The organism is Actinomadura madurae (assembly GCF_047130825.1).
Lineage (GTDB): Bacteria > Actinomycetota > Actinomycetes > Streptosporangiales > Streptosporangiaceae > Spirillospora > Spirillospora madurae.
The window spans coordinates 8,462,905-8,477,319 of sequence record NZ_CP083237.1 but is presented as its reverse complement, the minus strand read 5'-3'; the positions used below and the strand labels follow the sequence as shown (position 1 = coordinate 8,477,319).

Here is a 14,415-nt window from a genome sequence, read left to right as displayed (position 1 = left end):
TAGTGAACTTTTCAAACAGTCAGAGGTCGCGCAGGAGCCGGGCCGGGGTGATGGGCAGGTCGCGGACGCGGATCCCGGTCGCGTGGTGGACCGCGTTGCCGATGGCGGCGGCGGCCCCGACGATGCCGATCTCGCCGATGCCCTTGGAGCCCATCGGGTTCAGGTGCGGGTCGGACTCCTCCACCCACGCCGCGTCGATGTCCCGCACGTCGGCGCAGGCCGGGACGTGGTACTGCGCGAGGTCGCGGTTCAGGTAGTCGCCGAACTCGGCGTCCATGACGCTCTCCTCCATCAGCGCCATGCCGAGCCCCATCGTCATGCCGCCGATGAACTGGGAGCGCGCGGTCTTGGGGTTGATGATCCGGCCGGCGGCGAACACGCCGAGCATGCGGCGGACGCGGATCTCGCCGGTGTCGGCGTCCACCTCGACCTCGGCGAACTGCGCGCCGAAGGCGTGCCGGGCGTAGGCGTCCCGCGCCTTCAGCTCCGCGGTCGTGTCGGCCGACGCCTCGACCCCCTCAGACGGGATCCCGCCGTGTTCCCTGTGGGGGGACGACCCCCCACGCCCCCCGGCAACCCCGCCGTTGAGCTCGTCCTTAAGGGCCTCGCAGGCTCGGACGACGGCCGTGCCCCACCCCGCCGTCCCGGCGGACCCTCCGGCGACGGAGGCCCTGGGGAGCGAGCTGTCGCCGATCTCGATCCGCACGTTGCCGAGGTCCTCCTTGAGCGTCTCCGCGGCGATCAGGGCGAGGGCGGTCCGGGCGCCGGTGCCGATGTCGGCGGCGGCGATCCGGACGGTGAACGTCCCGTCGGGCTCGGCGCGGGCAGTCGCCCGGTTGGGGCGCTGGTACGCCGGATACGTGGACGCGGCCACGCCCGTGCCGACGAGCTTGCGGCCCTCCCACCGGACGCCCGGTCGCGGGTCGCGTCCGTCCCATCCGAAACGGGCGGCGCCCTCCCGCAGGCAGGCGACAAGGTTGCGCGAGCTGAACGGCAGGCCGCTCTCCGGCTCGCGGTCGGGCTCGTTGCGGATCCGCAGCTCGACGGGGTCGACGCCCGCCGCGACGGCCAGCTCGTCCATCGCCGATTCGAGCGCGTACATGCCGGGCGTCTCGCCCGGGGCGCGCATCCAGGACGGCGTGGGGACGTCCAGCTTGACGACGCGGTGGGTCGTGCGGCGGTGCGGGGCCTGGTACATGACGCGGGTCGGCGTCGTGGTCTGCTCCGCGAACTCCTTGACCGTGGACGTCTGCTCCACGGCGTCGTGGATGATCGCGTTCAGGCGTCCGTCGTCGCCGGCGCCGAGCCTGACGCGCTGGATGGTCGGCGTCCGGTAGCCGGTGGTGGCGAACATCTGCTGGCGGGGGACGGCGAACTTGACGGGACGGTTCGCCGCGCGCGCGGCCATCACGGCGAGGACGGCGTTCGGCCGCGGCAGCCCCTTGGAGCCGAACCCGCCGCCGACGTGGGGCGACACGACGCGCACCTGCCCCGGATCGAGCCCGAAGATCTTGGCGATGGTGGCCTGGACGGTCGACGCCCCCTGGTTCGAGTCGTGGAGCGTGAGGGTGCCGTCGTCGTTCCACTGGGCGATCGTGGTGTGCGGCTCCATCGGGTTGTTGTGCTCGGCCGGGGTCGTGTAGGTGACGTCGATCCGCACGGCCGCGTCCCCGAAGGCGTCCTCGGGGTCGCCCTGCTCGGTGTCCGCCGGGAAGACGGGGTTCACCTTGTCGGGCTTGTAGAGCCCGGGATGGCCGGCGCGGAGCGTGACGTCCGGTTCCTCCTCCGCGTACTCCACGTGGACGAGACGTGCCGCCTCCCTCGCCGTTTCGAGGGTCTCGGCGACCACGGCCGCGACGAACTGGCCGCGGTAGGAGACCGTCCGCGACTGGAAGAGGGCCAGCTCACCGTCGGAGACGTCGGCGAGCTCTGGCGCGTTCTCGCAGGACAGCACGGCGAGCACACCGGGCAGCCTCCGCGCGGCCTCCGTGTCGACGGACGTGACGCTGCCCTTGCCCACGCTCGCCTGGACCGCGGCCGCGTACGCGACGTTCTCCACCGGGTACTCGAACGCGTACCGCGCCGTTCCGGTGACCTTCTCGCGGCTCTCCAGCCGGTCGGTCATGAGGCCTCCCCCAGCTCGGTCAGCGTCCGGACGATCAGATTGCGCGCCAGCGGCACCTTGTACGCGTTGTCGCGCAGGGGCTCGGCGGCCTCCAGTTCGGCCTCGGCGGCGCGCAGGAACGACTCCCTCGTCGCCTGGGCGCCCCGGAGCGCCTCCTCCGCGCGCAGCGCCCGCCACGGCTTGTGGGCGATGCCGCCCAGGGCCAGCCGCACGTCCCGCACCTGACCGTCGTCCACGTCCAGGGCGGCGGCCACGGAGACCAGGGCGAAGGCGAACGACGCGCGTTCCCGGACCTTGCGGTAGCGGGACGGCAGGCCCAGCGGAGGAACCTCCACGGCGGTGATGAGGTCGCCCGGTTCGAGCGTGGTGTCGCGTTCCGGCTCGTTGTCGGGGAGCCTGTGCAGATCCTCGAAGGGGACGGTCCTCTCCCCGCCGCGCCCGTGGACCCGGACGGACGCGCCCAGGGCCGCCAGCGCGACCGCCATGTCGGACGGGTGCGTCGCCACGCACGCCTCCGAGTGGCCCAGGATCGCCAGGTTGCGGTGCTCGCCCTCCCGTGCGGGACATCCGCTGCCGGGGTTCCGCTTGTTGCACGGCTTGGAGGCGTCCTGGAAGTAGGAGCAGCGGGTGCGCTGGAGCAGGTTGCCGCCGACGGTCGCCAGGTTGCGTATCTGGCCGGACGCCCCCGCGAGGACGGCCTGTGCCAGCACGGGGTGCCCCTCGCGCACGGTCCGGTCCGCGGCGAGCGCGCTGTTGCTCACCGCCGCACCGATGACGAGGCTCCCGTCAGGCCGCAGTTCGATCTGGTCGTGCGGCAGGTGCGAGACGTCGACGAGCCTCGCCGGCTCCTCCACCCCGAGCCGCATCAGGTCCACGAGGTTGGTCCCGCCGCCCAGATAGACGGCTCCGGCCTCGTGCCGCTGGAGGGCGTCCTCGGCGCTGGTGGCGCGCTCGTAGGCGAAGGGCCTCATGTTCCGGCCGCCTCCCTGCGCTGCGCGGCCTGTTTCACGGCCGCGACGATGCCGACGTACGCACCGCACCGGCAGAGGTTGCCGCTCATGCGTTCACGAATCTCGTCGTCGTCCAGGACGGGATCGGAGCGAAGGTCGCGGGTCACAGCGCTCGGCCAGCCGCGTTCTGCCTCGTCCAGTACTGCCGTCGCGGAGCAGAGCTGGCCGGGTGTGCAGTAACCGCACTGGAACGCGTCGTTCTCGACGAACGCCTCCTGCACGGGGCTGAGCCGTCCGTCGCCCTGCGCCAGCCCCTCGACCGTGACGATCTCCGCCCCATCGTGGGCGACGGCCAGGGCAAGGCATCCGTTCGCACGGCGTCCGTCGAGAAGGATGGTGCACGCACCGCACTGACCGTGGTCGCAGCCCTTCTTCGAACCCGTCAGCCCGAGGTCTTCACGCAGGACGTCCAGGAGCGACGCCCGCGTATCGACGTTCAGCCGGTGCTCCGTGCCGTTCACGCGCAGGGTGATGTCGGCGTGTACCGGGGTGGCTTCGCTGTCCATGCCCGACTGCCTACCCCGGATCATCGATCGGTCACAAGACCTCGACGGCGGCGTCCACGGCGCCCCGGACGTCGCCGCCCGGCGGATACAGCAGCGACCGTCCCACGACGAGGCCCTTCACCCCCGGGATCCGCATCGCGCGCCGCCACCCGTCCCGCACCGCGCGCGGGTCACCGGCGACCTCGCCGCCGAGCAGCAGCGCGGGCAGCGTCGTCGCCGCCATCACCCGCTCCATCTCCGGGACGACCGGCACCTTCAGCCACGTGTACGCCGACGTCACACCGAGCCCGGACGCGACCGACACCGCCCGGATCATCGCCTCGGGCGTCAGCAGGTTCCGGACGCGGCCCTCGATCCGGTGCGCCACGAACGGCTCCACCATCGCCATCAGCCGGTGCCGCGCGAGCCCCGACACCGCCCGCGCACAGCCCTCCAGCGTCCGGGCGGTCGCCGGGTCGGCGTCGTCGACGCGCAGCAGCATCTTGCCGCCGTCCAGCCGCGCCGCGGCGATCGCGTCCGCGTCGTAGGCGGTGAACCGGTCGTCGATCTCGAAGGACGTCCCGGCGAGGCCGCCCCGGTTCATCGACCCGATCGCCAGCCGGGCGTCGAGGACGCCGAGCAGCATCAGGTCCTCCAGGACGTCGGGGGTGCCGAGCACGCCGTCCACCCCGGGCCGGTCGAGCGCGACGCACAGCCGGTCGAGCAGGTCGGCGCGGTCGGCCATCGCCACCGGGTCGCCGCCGACGCCGAGCGCGCCGCGCGCCGGATGGTCCGCCGCGATGATCATCAGCCGGCCGGACTCGCCGGGCGGCGCGTCCCGCCGCACCCGCCGCGCCGCCGCCTCGGCGATCGCCTCCGGCCGCGCGGCCCGCACGTCGGCCAGGTCGCTGATGCGCACGCCGCCGAGTCTGCTGATGATCACCTCGCCGTGTCAATCGGCCGGTCGGTCGGAGTCGGAGAGGATCTCCACCACCTGGCGGGCCGTCTCGGTGGGCAGCGGCGCCGGGAGGCCCTTCCACTTGCGGGACGCGGCCACCGCCGCGGCGCCCGCCCCTCCCCCGTACACCGCCGCGGCGACGAAGGACGCCAGCTCGGGCGGCAGCTTCCGCTCCAGGAGCAGCACGTTCATCCGGTAGGTGGCGGCGGTCGCGAGGACCCCGAAGGCCCCCGCCACGGCGCCCAGCCGCAGCGCCGGGACGCGCTGCCTGGCCTTGTCGATCATCTCCTGCTGCGCGGCCTCGACCACCCGCCGGGCGAGCACGAGGTTCTGCTCCAGCGGGTCGCCGGCCTCCACCGGTTCGCGCGACTCCGTCATGACCTCGCCTTACCCGCAGATGGGGATGAGAATCGGGCGAGCAAAGTGTCACTTCAAGTGACTTTACGTGTGCTGTAGGTTACCGAGCCGGACCCGACAGAGAGGCCGGTGGATGCAACCGTTCGAGCTGCCCGACTTCTACGTCCCGTACCCCGCGCGGCTGAACCCGCACCTGGAGAGCGCGCGGGCGCACACGATGGCGTGGGCGCGCGAGATGCGGATGCTGGACGAGCACCGGGACCCCGGCACTCCCGACATCTGGGACGAACGCGCGCTCGAAGCCATGGACTATCCGCTCCTGTGCGCCTACACGCACCCGGACTGCGACGGGCCCGAACTCGACCTCGTCACCGACTGGTACGTCTGGGTGTTCTACTTCGACGACCATTTCCTAGAGGTCTTCAAGAAGCCGCACGACCAGGAGGGCGCGCGGTCGTACCTCGACCGGCTGCCGCTGTTCATGTCGCTCGACCCGCCGGAGCCGGTGAACGCCGTCGAGCGCGGTCTCGCCGACCTGTGGGCGCGGACCGTCCCGTCGAGGTCGGACGCCTGGCGGCGCCGCTTCTCCGCCAGCACCCTCAACCTGCTGCGCGAGTCGCTGTGGGAGCTGTCCAACATCAGCACCGGGCGGATCCCGAACCCCGTCGAGTACATCGAGATGCGCCGCAAGGTCGGCGGCGCGCCCTGGTCGGCGGACCTCGCCGAACACGCGGCGGGCGTCGAACTGCCCGAACGCGTCGTGGGGACGCGCCCGCTGCGCGTCCTCAAGGACACCTTCTCCGACGCCGTGCACCTGCGGAACGACCTCTTCTCCTACCAGCGGGAGACCGAATCCGAGGGCGAGGTGAACAACTGCGTCCTGGTGATGGAGCACTTCCTGTCGGTGGCGCCCCAGGTCGCCGCGGACACGGTCAACGACCTGCTGACCTCGCGCCTGCGCCAGTTCGAGAACACCGCGCTGACCGAACTGCCGCACATCGTCGAGGACCACGCGCTCGACCCGGTCGAGCGCGCTCGCGTCGCGGCCTACGTGAAGGCCCTCCAGGACTGGCAGTCCGGCGGCCACGAGTGGCACCTGCGCTCCAGCCGCTACATGAACAAGAAGTCCATCGGCATGTCGGCCGCCCGCATCCCGGCGCTGCTGAATTCCGCAAGGATCAGCCTGCCCCACGTCCCATTCCAGCGAGTCGGCCCAACACCCCTGCCCGAGTTCGACATCCCGTACCCGCCCCGCGTGAACCCGCACCGCGCCGACGCAGGCCGCAACGTCATCGCCTGGGCCCGCGAGATGGGCATGTTCGACCCGCAGCCGCGCACGCCCGTCCCGGTCTGGAGCGCCGAGAGGCTCACCGGGATGGCTCTGGAGGTCTGTGCCGCGTCCCTGGCCCCGGACGCGGAGCCCGAGGCGCTCGACCTCGCGACCCAGTGGCTGGCCTGCGGAACCTTCGGCGACGACTACTTCCCCGCCGTCTTCAACCGCGACCGCGACATGGCCGGCGCGAAGCTGTTCCACGCCCGCGTCCCGTCCTTCATGCCCCTGGACCGCGGCGCGACCCCGCCGCCGGAGAACCCCTTCGAGGCCGCGCTCGCCGACCTGTGGCACCGCACCGCCGCCCCCATGGATGACACCGCCCGCCGCGAGTTCCGCGCCGCCGTCGAGCACATGACCGAAAGCTGGCTGTGGGAGTTGAACAACCACCTTCACTCCCGCATCCCCGACCCCGTCGACTACATCGAGATGCGCCGCCACACCTTCGGCTCCCAGCTCACGATGAGCTTGTCCCGCATCGAGCGCGCACCCGAGATCCCCGCACACGTCTTCCAGACCCGCACGCTCCGCGAGATCGACGCCTCCGCGATGGACGTCGGCTGCCTCCTCAACGACTGCTTCTCCTACCAGAAGGAGATCGAGTACGAGGGCGAGCTGAACAACGGCATCCTCGCCGTAGAGAACTTCTTCGGCTGCGGCCGCGACGAGGCCCTGCCCATCGTCAACGACCTCATCACCTCACGCCGCCGCCAGTTCGAACACCTGGCCACCACCGAGCTCCCGGCCCTCTGCGACGACCTCGGCCTGGACGCCCCGGCCCGCACGGCCCTCGCGTCCTACATCGACGAACTCCGCGACTGGATGACCGGCATCCTCAAATGGCACCGCGAATCCGACCGCTACGACGAACGCGAGCCCACCCCGCGCCTCCCGAAACCCACCGGCCTCGGCACCTCCGCCGTCCACCTCTTCACCCGCACGGTCAGCCCACCGACCGTCCCGGCCCCCCGAACCGCAAGCCCGGGATCATGAAGCCCCCGCTCACCCAGCCCATCGACCGCTGGTCGGTGGGAGCCAGGTCACCCGGCCCGGCATGACTCAAGCCCCCTGTCGCGAGCATGTCCGCGACGAAGTCATCGTCTCGCCGTAACGTGGATGCCGGTCGCGGCGTCCTACACGCGGGCCGCCCGATCGTTACGCGCCCGGTAGTCGGGCTCGCCGTACAAATTTCCCGGCCTCCTTCAAACGCTTTGGCGGGGTGACACGACGTTGATGCGTGAGGGCATGGAGAGATCTGCGTAGAACCTCGCCGGAGGTCCTTGCGGCGATAGCGTCGAACGCGACCTTCGTCGTTTCCTGGCAGGTGGGGCTGATGGCGCTGGGTGTGCTGGTCAGCTGGGGCGGGTGGCGGCTGGTCGTGCAGAGGCAACGGCAGGCGGCGCTGCGGGAGGTCCTGTCGCGCGCCTCGGCCGGGACCGTGGTCGTGTATGAGGACGGCCCCGACGGCCAGCGCGTGCGGATCTGGGCGAGCGACCAGCCGGACACGCCCCCGCCGCCCTCACCCCCGTCACCGGGCTCACCGTGATCAGCCCGGAGGAACAGGCCGCCGTCTGCGTGCTGTTCCGCGCGGAGGCGGAGGGGCTGTTCGCTTTCGCGTGGGCCGCGCTCACCCAAGGCGACGCCGAGACGGCCAGGGATCTGGTCCAGCAGACGTTTCAGGCGGCGATCGTGGCCTGGGCCGACCTGGCGGCACGAGACACCGAAGGACAGCGCAGATGGCTGTATCAGGTCCTCAAGTACAAGGCGATCGACGAGTGGCGCAAACAGCGGCGGGTGTGCCCAGTGGACGAGGTCGAGACCGACGATCCCATCGATCACGACAGCCTGGACGTCGGCCATCAGGTGATGTGTACGGCCGCGCTCCAAGAATGCTGGAATCTCATCGCCAAGATGCCGCCGGATCGTGCCCGCGTGGCGCATCTGCGCTGGGGAGAGGGCTGGACCACTCGCGAGATCGCCGATCGGCTGGGCATCGCTGCGAGCACGGTCCGCGGTCACATAATGAAGGCGCGCAGCGAGTTGTTGTTGAGGGTGGGACCACAGGTCCCGTTCATCGACGATTCTGAAGAAGAAGGATGGGGAAGGGGGACGGCATCATGAGCAGTATCGAATCCCGTATCGAGCCCGCCGCCCCGCCAGTGCGCTCGAGTTTTCGGACGCTGCTCGCGGTCGACATCGAGGGGTACAGCGCCAGGGGGCCGCGCCAGCAACTCAAGGCGCAACAGACGCTGCTGAACGCGATGGAGACCGCGGCCGAAGACGCCGAGCTCGAAAGAGGCCGGTGGCTGCAGCAGGTCAACGGTGACGGCCAGCCGACAGTGCTGCCGCACGACGTCGACATTGTCACCGTCGTCGGCCGGTTCGCTCCCGCCCTCGAACGGACACTGGCGGCGATGCGCAAGGACGCCGGCGCGTCCGGTTCGCCGCGCGTACGGCTCGCACTCCACTGCGGCCGGCAGATCTTGACATCGGACGCATCTCTCGGCCCCGCCGCGGACGTGGTCGTCCAACGGCTGCTCAGCTCCCGTCCGCTTCGCAGGTACCTGCGTGTCCATCCGGAGCGGAACGTCGCGCTGATCGTGTCCGATCTGATTTTCCGCAACGTGGTCCGAAGTGGCTTGTGCGCACTGCCTCCAGAGCAGTTCCGCCCCATTCGTACGGTTGTCGAAAACACCGTCTACCGCGGCCACATCTACCTCCCCGGCAAGGGCACCGACGAGAACACACGGGGCAGCGACCTGCACGCCGCCGAGGCTCCCGCGGCCCCGGTGAGTGCCGATGAGCCCTTCGACGAGCGGGGCGCAGAGCTGTACCAGCGGGTTCTGGAGCAGGCACAGCAGAATCCCCCCAGCTACGACGTCGAAGCCGAACTCGGCCGGTTGACCGACTGGATGAGTGCCGCACAGCGTCCACGGCCCGACGCCGCGACAACGGGCCGACAGAACGCCGACATCGGCCCATCGCCGACACCTGGCTTCGCTCATGCCCCGAAACCAGGCTTCTTGGAGCAGCTCACCCTCCCGGAGCAGGACGCGCTCTTCGCGTCCGCGCGGGAGGTCGTGCACCCGGTCGGCGCGGTGCTGTGGGCCGAGGGCCAGTCCGCCGACCACATCATCGTGATCAAGTCGGGCTCGGCTCGGGTCAGCGTCGAGCGGGACGGCCGCGAGCGGATCATCGCCATCCGCGGCCCCGGCGACATCCTGGGCGAACGTGCCGCGCTGATGCTGCGCCGCCGCTCGGCCACCGTCGTCGCGATGGACACGCTGCACGCCCTGCTCCTGTCCACGCAGGAGTTCGTCGCCTACCTCAGCGACCACCCGCGCGTCGTGGCCGTCCTGGAACACGAGATGTACGACCGGATGTTGGAGAGGGACCGCCTCCCAGGTGCCCCGGCTCCCAGCACGCTGCCGGATCAGCGCACCGACCCGTCCGAGAACGGGCCGCCCCAGCCCAGGCTGCTCTATTCGCCGGGCCGGGCCAGGCCACCGTGGACAGCCCTTTACCGCACCATCCTCTACGCCGACATCGCGGGCTTCAGCTCACCCGGACGCAACGACGCGGATCGCAACGACCTGCGCCACGCCATGTACCGAGCCCTCCAGAAGGCGTTCGAGGACGCCGCCATCCCTTGGGACGCCTCCCACATCGAGGACCGCGGCGACGGCGCGCTCATCATCGTCCCCACCGAGGTACCCGCCGCCGTGATCGACCCGATGCTGAGCTCGCTCGCCGCGCGGCTGGGACGGCACAACCGCGAGTCGAGCGGAGCCCTCCGCATCCAGCTCAGGGTCGCGGTGCACGTCGGCCGAGTGATGCCCGATCCGCCCGGCATGTCCGGATCATCCATCATCACGGCGGCCCGGCTGCTCAACGCCCCGCCGCTGAAGGACCGGCTCACCACGACCGGCGCCGACCTCGGCGTCATCGCGTCCCGGCTCCTCTACGACGAGGTGGTCGTCCCCGACCACATGCACGCCTCCGAGTACGAGCGGGTCACATGCCGGGTCAAGGGGGCCTACCTCGAAGGCTGGATCCGCCTCTATGGTCTCGACACCACCACGGACGACGACGCCCTGCCGGCTACTCGCCGGCGGCCGTGAACGGCCAGGCACCCGGCGGGGTGTCGACTTTCCGCAAGATCGAGGCGGCGCGGGTGCCGTCGGGGATCAGGCTGGTGACCACAGGATGTGGCGTGGCCTCGTAGCGCCGCCGTCTCGTTGCGCTCCACGGGTGTGCCAGGTGGGGCAGTAGTCCGGGGTGCAACGGTGACGACTCCCCCACGCCGGGGACGGTTCCAACCGCCACCGCCACCGCCAGCGCCCCCGGCCACCGCGCCCGCCGCCAAGTCCGCGTCCGTGCGGCTCCGTGCGCGTCCGGATGTGGCGAGGGGGCCTGGACGGGTGGGCGGATTCTGCGGTGCTCGGTTCTCTCGAAATGCTGGGGGGTGTGCGGACATGTGGGGTGCGTCCGGTTGATTCGCTCGCGCCTCGCGGCGCGTGAGGAGAGGAGATGGCTTGCCATCCCCCGCGGAGGAGTCCCTGCCCGATGAGAGACGGCACCGCTTCGAGGAGATCTACGCTGCCAACCGCGCCCGGCTCCTCGGGTACGCGCTGCGGCGCACCACCGATCCGCAGGACGCGGCCGACGTCCTGGCGGAGACGTTCCTGACCGCCTGGCGGCGGCTCGACGACATCCCGCCGGGCGACCAGGCGCGGCTGTGGCTGTACGGGGTGGCCCGCCGCGTCCTCGCCAACCACCACCGCGGCGAGCGCCGCCGGTCCGCGCTGGCCGCCGACCTCGGTTCCCGGCTCCGCGCCGCCGCGCCCGTCCAGGACGCGGCCGGGAACGACCTCACCGGCGTCGCCGCCGCCTTCCGGAGCCTGCCCGAGCTGGACCGCGAACTGCTGTCCCTGGTCGGCTGGGAAGGGCTCGACCACGCCGAGATCGCGACCGTCCTCGGCTGCTCCCGCAACGCGCTGCGGATCCGCCTGCACCGCGCCCGCCGCCGGTTCGCGCGCGCCCTGGCGCGCCTGGACGCCGAGGTCCCCGGCCCTTCCCTGCCCACCGCCGTGCGGATCCCGAACGGAGAGCACACATGAACCGCGAGATCGACACGCTGATCGGCGGGCTCGCCACCGTCACCGACCAGCGGGCCGGGGAACTGCTGCCCGAGGACGCGGCGGCCGCCCTGTCCGACCGCATCACCGCCACCGCCGTCGTGTCCGAGCGGCGTAGGCGGCGGCGCTCGCCGGTCCTTCTCATCGGCCTCCCGCTGGCGACGGCGGGCCTGGCCTGCGCGGCCGTGGCCGTGATCGTCCGGGACGACGGGACGCGGCGCCCGCCGGTCGGCACCACGACCGCGAGCCCTCGTACCGCTCTCGTGGCGGCGCTGTCCTTCACGCGGAAGGGCGACCACATCGACGTGCGGGTCCGCGACCCGCTGGCCGACCCGAAGCGGTACCAGGCCGAGTTCGCCGAGCACGGCCTCAAGGTCAGGCTGTCCCTGGTGCCGGCGTCCCCGTCGATCGTCGGCACGGTGATCGCGATGAGCACGAGCGAGGGCACGACCGAGGACGACATCAGGACGATCACCGCCAAGGGCGGGTGCGAGACCGGCGGCGGAGGCGACGTCTGCCCGGTCGGCGTCCGGATCCGCACCGGCTACCAGGGCACCGCCGACATCACCTTCGGCCGGGCGGCCCGTCCGGGCGAGCAGTACTCCAGCAGCGCCCCCGTGACCGCGCCGGGCGAGGCCATGCACGGCATGACCTTCCGGGGCCACCGCGTCGGCGAAGTGCTGGCCGCCTTGAAGAAGCGGAACGTCACGGTCCCCGAATACCGCGTCATGGACGGCAACGTGAGCAAGAAGATGCTTCCTGGCCAGGTCCCGGCCACTTGGTACGTGCACGACGCGGTCCCCTGGGCCAAGAACCAGGTCCTCCTCTTCGCAGGCCCCGAGCCCACCGAGCCCGCCGGGACGCCCGCGGCTCCGCCAGTACCGGGGAAGCCCTAGGGGACGACGAACGACGCGGCCGCGCTGCCCGGGCTACGAGGCCAGGGTGGCGCGGGCGGTCATCAGGGCGAAGCCGAGGAGGTTCTCGCCCTGCCAGGCTGAGACGTCTTCGGCGCGGGGGTCGGTGGCGGCCAGGCCGATGCCCCAGACGCGGTCCAAAGGGCTCGCCTCGACGAGGATGCGGGCGTGGGTGCCGAGGAGGTAATCGCGAAGTTCCTTGTTCTGCGCGAACTTGGCCTCGTTGCCTTTCGTGACGATCGCCACACGATGGTCCTGCCAGGTCTGCTCGTCGAAATCGCGGACGCGGCGGCCGAGGTCCTTGGCGCGGCGCGGATGGGACGCCGCGATGATCGCGGCGGCCGTTTCCTCGTCGCCGAAGAGGCGGGCCTTTCCGGCCATCATGTAGTGCTCGGCGGTGGCGTAGGTGGTGCCGTCGACGGTGAAGGGGGACGGCCACCACTGGCTGAGATAGCCGGGTCCGGGGGTCCGGTGGCCCCAGAAGAACAGGAACTTCAGGCGCGTGCCCTCGTTCTGGAGGCGGGACAGCTCGGCGACGTCCATGGGACGAGGGTGCCAGCCGGTGGACGCGTCCGGCCAGCGGGTTTCGGAGGGGAATGGCAGATCGACCGGCGTTGTTGGGAGAAGTGCCGCGGCCCTGGTCAGAGGGTGCGGTCTAGACCATTTTGCGAAAGCGGGCTGGACGTCGGGACCATTGTCTAATTCGGCCCGGCCCGAACAGGAGGACAGCGGTAACAATGGACAAGGCCCTGGCGAACCCCCGTCGCACCCAGATCGTCGCGTGGCCCGAGCGGCGCCCGGCGGATGCGGACTCCGAACGTTCCGCGGAGACCGAGGCGACCACGGACGAGATCGCCGCGCGCTGACGATAGATGAGGACCCGCCCGGAGCTCCGGGCGGGTTCTTTCGTTCTCAGAGGACGGAGACCGCCAGGTCGCGGACGGTCTTCTCGTCCACCTCGACGCCCAGGCCCGGACCGGACGGGACCTCGGCCGTGCCCTTCGAGACCCGCACCGTCGGGCCCGCGTACGGCGACTCGATGAACTGCCGGCCGTTCAGGTCGACCGGGGTGTCCAGGCCGTGCGCCGCGAAGAGGTGCAGGGACGCGGCGAGGCCCAGGTCGGAGTCGGTGAGGCCGGAGCCCATCAGGGAGACGCCCGCGTCCTCGGCGAGCGAGCAGAGGCGGCGCGAGAGCGTGAGGCCGCCGGTGCGCTGGACCTTCGCGATGGCGATGTCGACCGCTTCGAGGCGGACGAACGTGGCCAGGTCGGACGGGTGCCGGAGGCTCTCGTCCAGCGCGACGGGGATCGGGCAGGTGTCGCGGAGGCGGCGCAGCCCGGCGATGTCGTTGGCCGGGAGGGGCTGCTCGAACGCCGTGACGCCGAGGTCCTCCAGGCGCCGCGCCATGCGCAGGGCGCCGCTGACCGTGTAGCCCTGGTTGGCGTCCACCCAGAGGTCGGCGTCGTCGCCCGCGTGCAGGCGGACGGCCTCGACCACGGCCGCGTCGTCGGCGTGCAGGCCGATCTTGACCTTGAAGGCGCCGTACCCGAGGTCGCGGCCCTCGGCGACGCTGTCGGCCACCTCGTCCGGCGACTGGCCGGACACGATCCAGGCCAGGTCGATCGTCTCGCGGCGCCGCGCGCCCCACATCATGCCGAGCGGGACGCCGGCGGCGCGGCCCAGCAGGTCGTGGAGGGCGACGTCCACGGCGCTCTTGGCCAGCGGCGCGCCGATGCTGAAGCCGCGGTTGACGGCCCGGTCGAAGGCGGTCGTGGCGCCGTCCAGGTCCCAGGCGGGACGGCCGGTCAGGACGGGGGCAAGGTAGCGGTCGATCGTGGTGACGATCGACTCGGCGGTCTCGTACGTCCAGGCCGGGATGGGGGTCGCCTCGCCCCAGCCGTGCGCGCCGTCCGCGCTGACCTTGACCAGGACGCGCAGGCTGGGCCGCCCGGCCACGGCGACCGCGCCGCCGGACACGCCGAACGACCGCCGCGTCGGCAGCGCCACGCAGAACGTCTCGACCCGTTCGATCTTCATCGCACCCTCCGGAAGGTGGCGGCGCGCCCTGTCACCGGGAACAGCCCGGGCGGCGTCCCTG

At 71.5% G+C, this 14,415-nt stretch carries 14 protein-coding genes; 7 read left to right on the top strand and 7 right to left on the bottom strand.

Annotated features, from left to right (window positions below):
• Positions 1–19: 19 nt before the first annotated feature.
• Genes K8Z49_RS39475 through K8Z49_RS39455 form a run of 5 tightly spaced genes read right to left on the bottom strand, consistent with a single transcriptional unit; the run spans position 20 to position 4,956 of the window.
• Positions 20–2,125 (bottom strand): xanthine dehydrogenase family protein molybdopterin-binding subunit, encoded by a 2,106-nt coding sequence (locus K8Z49_RS39475; RefSeq protein WP_412516585.1) that lies wholly within the window; start codon positions 2,123–2,125, stop codon positions 20–22.
• Positions 2,122–3,096, bottom strand: a complete 975-nt coding sequence (locus tag K8Z49_RS39470; RefSeq protein ID WP_412516584.1) for an FAD binding domain-containing protein — start codon at positions 3,094–3,096, stop codon at positions 2,122–2,124. The genes K8Z49_RS39475 and K8Z49_RS39470 overlap by 4 nt, the downstream gene beginning before the upstream one ends.
• On the bottom strand, positions 3,093–3,641 hold the full coding sequence (locus K8Z49_RS39465) for a (2Fe-2S)-binding protein (RefSeq protein WP_412516583.1): 549 nt from the start codon (positions 3,639–3,641) through the stop codon (positions 3,093–3,095). The genes K8Z49_RS39470 and K8Z49_RS39465 overlap by 4 nt, the downstream gene beginning before the upstream one ends.
• A 31-nt stretch (positions 3,642–3,672) precedes the next feature.
• The gene (locus K8Z49_RS39460; protein ID WP_412516582.1) at positions 3,673–4,563 is read right to left on the bottom strand and encodes a Cgl0159 family (beta/alpha)8-fold protein; all 891 of its coding nucleotides are present in this window, start codon (positions 4,561–4,563) and stop codon (positions 3,673–3,675) included.
• Between the two features lie 9 nt (positions 4,564–4,572).
• Positions 4,573–4,956 carry a phage holin family protein gene (locus K8Z49_RS39455; protein ID WP_021594948.1) on the bottom strand — a complete coding sequence of 128 codons (384 nt, stop codon included), beginning with the start codon at positions 4,954–4,956 and terminating at the stop codon, positions 4,573–4,575.
• Between the two features lie 112 nt (positions 4,957–5,068).
• Between K8Z49_RS39455 and K8Z49_RS39450 the strand changes: the two genes are divergently transcribed.
• From K8Z49_RS39450 to K8Z49_RS39425, 6 genes are all read left to right on the top strand, one after another.
• The gene (locus tag K8Z49_RS39450; RefSeq protein WP_412516581.1) at positions 5,069–7,258 is read left to right on the top strand and encodes a terpene synthase family protein; all 2,190 of its coding nucleotides are present in this window, start codon (positions 5,069–5,071) and stop codon (positions 7,256–7,258) included.
• A 340-nt stretch (positions 7,259–7,598) separates the two neighbouring features.
• Positions 7,599–7,811, top strand: a complete 213-nt coding sequence (locus K8Z49_RS39445; protein WP_024935384.1) for a hypothetical protein — start codon at positions 7,599–7,601, stop codon at positions 7,809–7,811.
• The gene (locus K8Z49_RS39440; protein WP_021594951.1) at positions 7,808–8,386 is read left to right on the top strand and encodes an RNA polymerase sigma factor; all 579 of its coding nucleotides are present in this window, start codon (positions 7,808–7,810) and stop codon (positions 8,384–8,386) included. Before K8Z49_RS39445 ends, K8Z49_RS39440 begins: the two co-directional genes overlap by 4 nt.
• The gene (locus K8Z49_RS39435; protein ID WP_412516580.1) at positions 8,383–10,386 is read left to right on the top strand and encodes a cyclic nucleotide-binding domain-containing protein; all 2,004 of its coding nucleotides are present in this window, start codon (positions 8,383–8,385) and stop codon (positions 10,384–10,386) included. Before K8Z49_RS39440 ends, K8Z49_RS39435 begins: the two co-directional genes overlap by 4 nt.
• A gap of 414 nt (positions 10,387–10,800) precedes the next feature.
• Entirely contained in the window at positions 10,801–11,385 is a 585-nt protein-coding gene (locus tag K8Z49_RS39430; protein ID WP_412516579.1) for an RNA polymerase sigma factor, read from the top strand.
• A complete protein-coding gene (locus K8Z49_RS39425; protein WP_412516578.1) occupies positions 11,382–12,299 on the top strand; it encodes a hypothetical protein in 918 nt (305 codons plus the stop codon). Before K8Z49_RS39430 ends, K8Z49_RS39425 begins: the two co-directional genes overlap by 4 nt.
• A gap of 33 nt (positions 12,300–12,332) precedes the next feature.
• Here K8Z49_RS39425 and K8Z49_RS39420 read toward each other — a convergent pair whose 3' ends face one another.
• Positions 12,333–12,860, bottom strand: a complete 528-nt coding sequence (locus K8Z49_RS39420; protein ID WP_021594956.1) for an NADAR family protein — start codon at positions 12,858–12,860, stop codon at positions 12,333–12,335.
• Between the two features lie 194 nt (positions 12,861–13,054).
• Here K8Z49_RS39420 and K8Z49_RS39415 point away from each other — a divergent pair, with 194 nt between their 5' ends.
• Positions 13,055–13,183, top strand: coding sequence for a hypothetical protein (locus tag K8Z49_RS39415; protein ID WP_021594957.1), 129 nt, complete (start codon positions 13,055–13,057; stop codon positions 13,181–13,183).
• 46 nt (positions 13,184–13,229) lie between these two features.
• Here the strand turns inward: K8Z49_RS39415 and K8Z49_RS39410 are convergent, their stop codons facing one another.
• On the bottom strand, positions 13,230–14,354 hold the full coding sequence (locus K8Z49_RS39410) for a mandelate racemase/muconate lactonizing enzyme family protein (RefSeq protein ID WP_075023413.1): 1,125 nt from the start codon (positions 14,352–14,354) through the stop codon (positions 13,230–13,232).
• Positions 14,355–14,415 lie beyond the last annotated feature (61 nt).

Bases quoted from the DNA above. Each gene is read 5' to 3' on its own strand.
- K8Z49_RS39475 (WP_412516585.1), bottom strand. From the start codon at position 2,125: ATGACCGACCGGCTGGAGAGCCGCGAGAAGGTCACCGGAACGGCGCGG.
- K8Z49_RS39470 (WP_412516584.1), bottom strand. From the start codon at position 3,096: ATGAGGCCCTTCGCCTACGAGCGCGCCACCAGCGCCGAGGACGCCCTC.
- K8Z49_RS39465 (WP_412516583.1), bottom strand. From the start codon at position 3,641: ATGGACAGCGAAGCCACCCCGGTACACGCCGACATCACCCTGCGCGTG.
- K8Z49_RS39455 (WP_021594948.1), bottom strand. From the start codon at position 4,956: ATGACGGAGTCGCGCGAACCGGTGGAGGCCGGCGACCCGCTGGAGCAG.
- K8Z49_RS39450 (WP_412516581.1), top strand. From the start codon at position 5,069: ATGCAACCGTTCGAGCTGCCCGACTTCTACGTCCCGTACCCCGCGCGG.
- K8Z49_RS39445 (WP_024935384.1), top strand. From the start codon at position 7,599: ATGGCGCTGGGTGTGCTGGTCAGCTGGGGCGGGTGGCGGCTGGTCGTG.
- K8Z49_RS39435 (WP_412516580.1), top strand. From the start codon at position 8,383: ATGAGCAGTATCGAATCCCGTATCGAGCCCGCCGCCCCGCCAGTGCGC.
- K8Z49_RS39425 (WP_412516578.1), top strand. From the start codon at position 11,382: ATGAACCGCGAGATCGACACGCTGATCGGCGGGCTCGCCACCGTCACC.
- K8Z49_RS39420 (WP_021594956.1), bottom strand. From the start codon at position 12,860: ATGGACGTCGCCGAGCTGTCCCGCCTCCAGAACGAGGGCACGCGCCTG.
- K8Z49_RS39415 (WP_021594957.1), top strand. From the start codon at position 13,055: ATGGACAAGGCCCTGGCGAACCCCCGTCGCACCCAGATCGTCGCGTGG.
- K8Z49_RS39410 (WP_075023413.1), bottom strand. From the start codon at position 14,354: ATGAAGATCGAACGGGTCGAGACGTTCTGCGTGGCGCTGCCGACGCGG.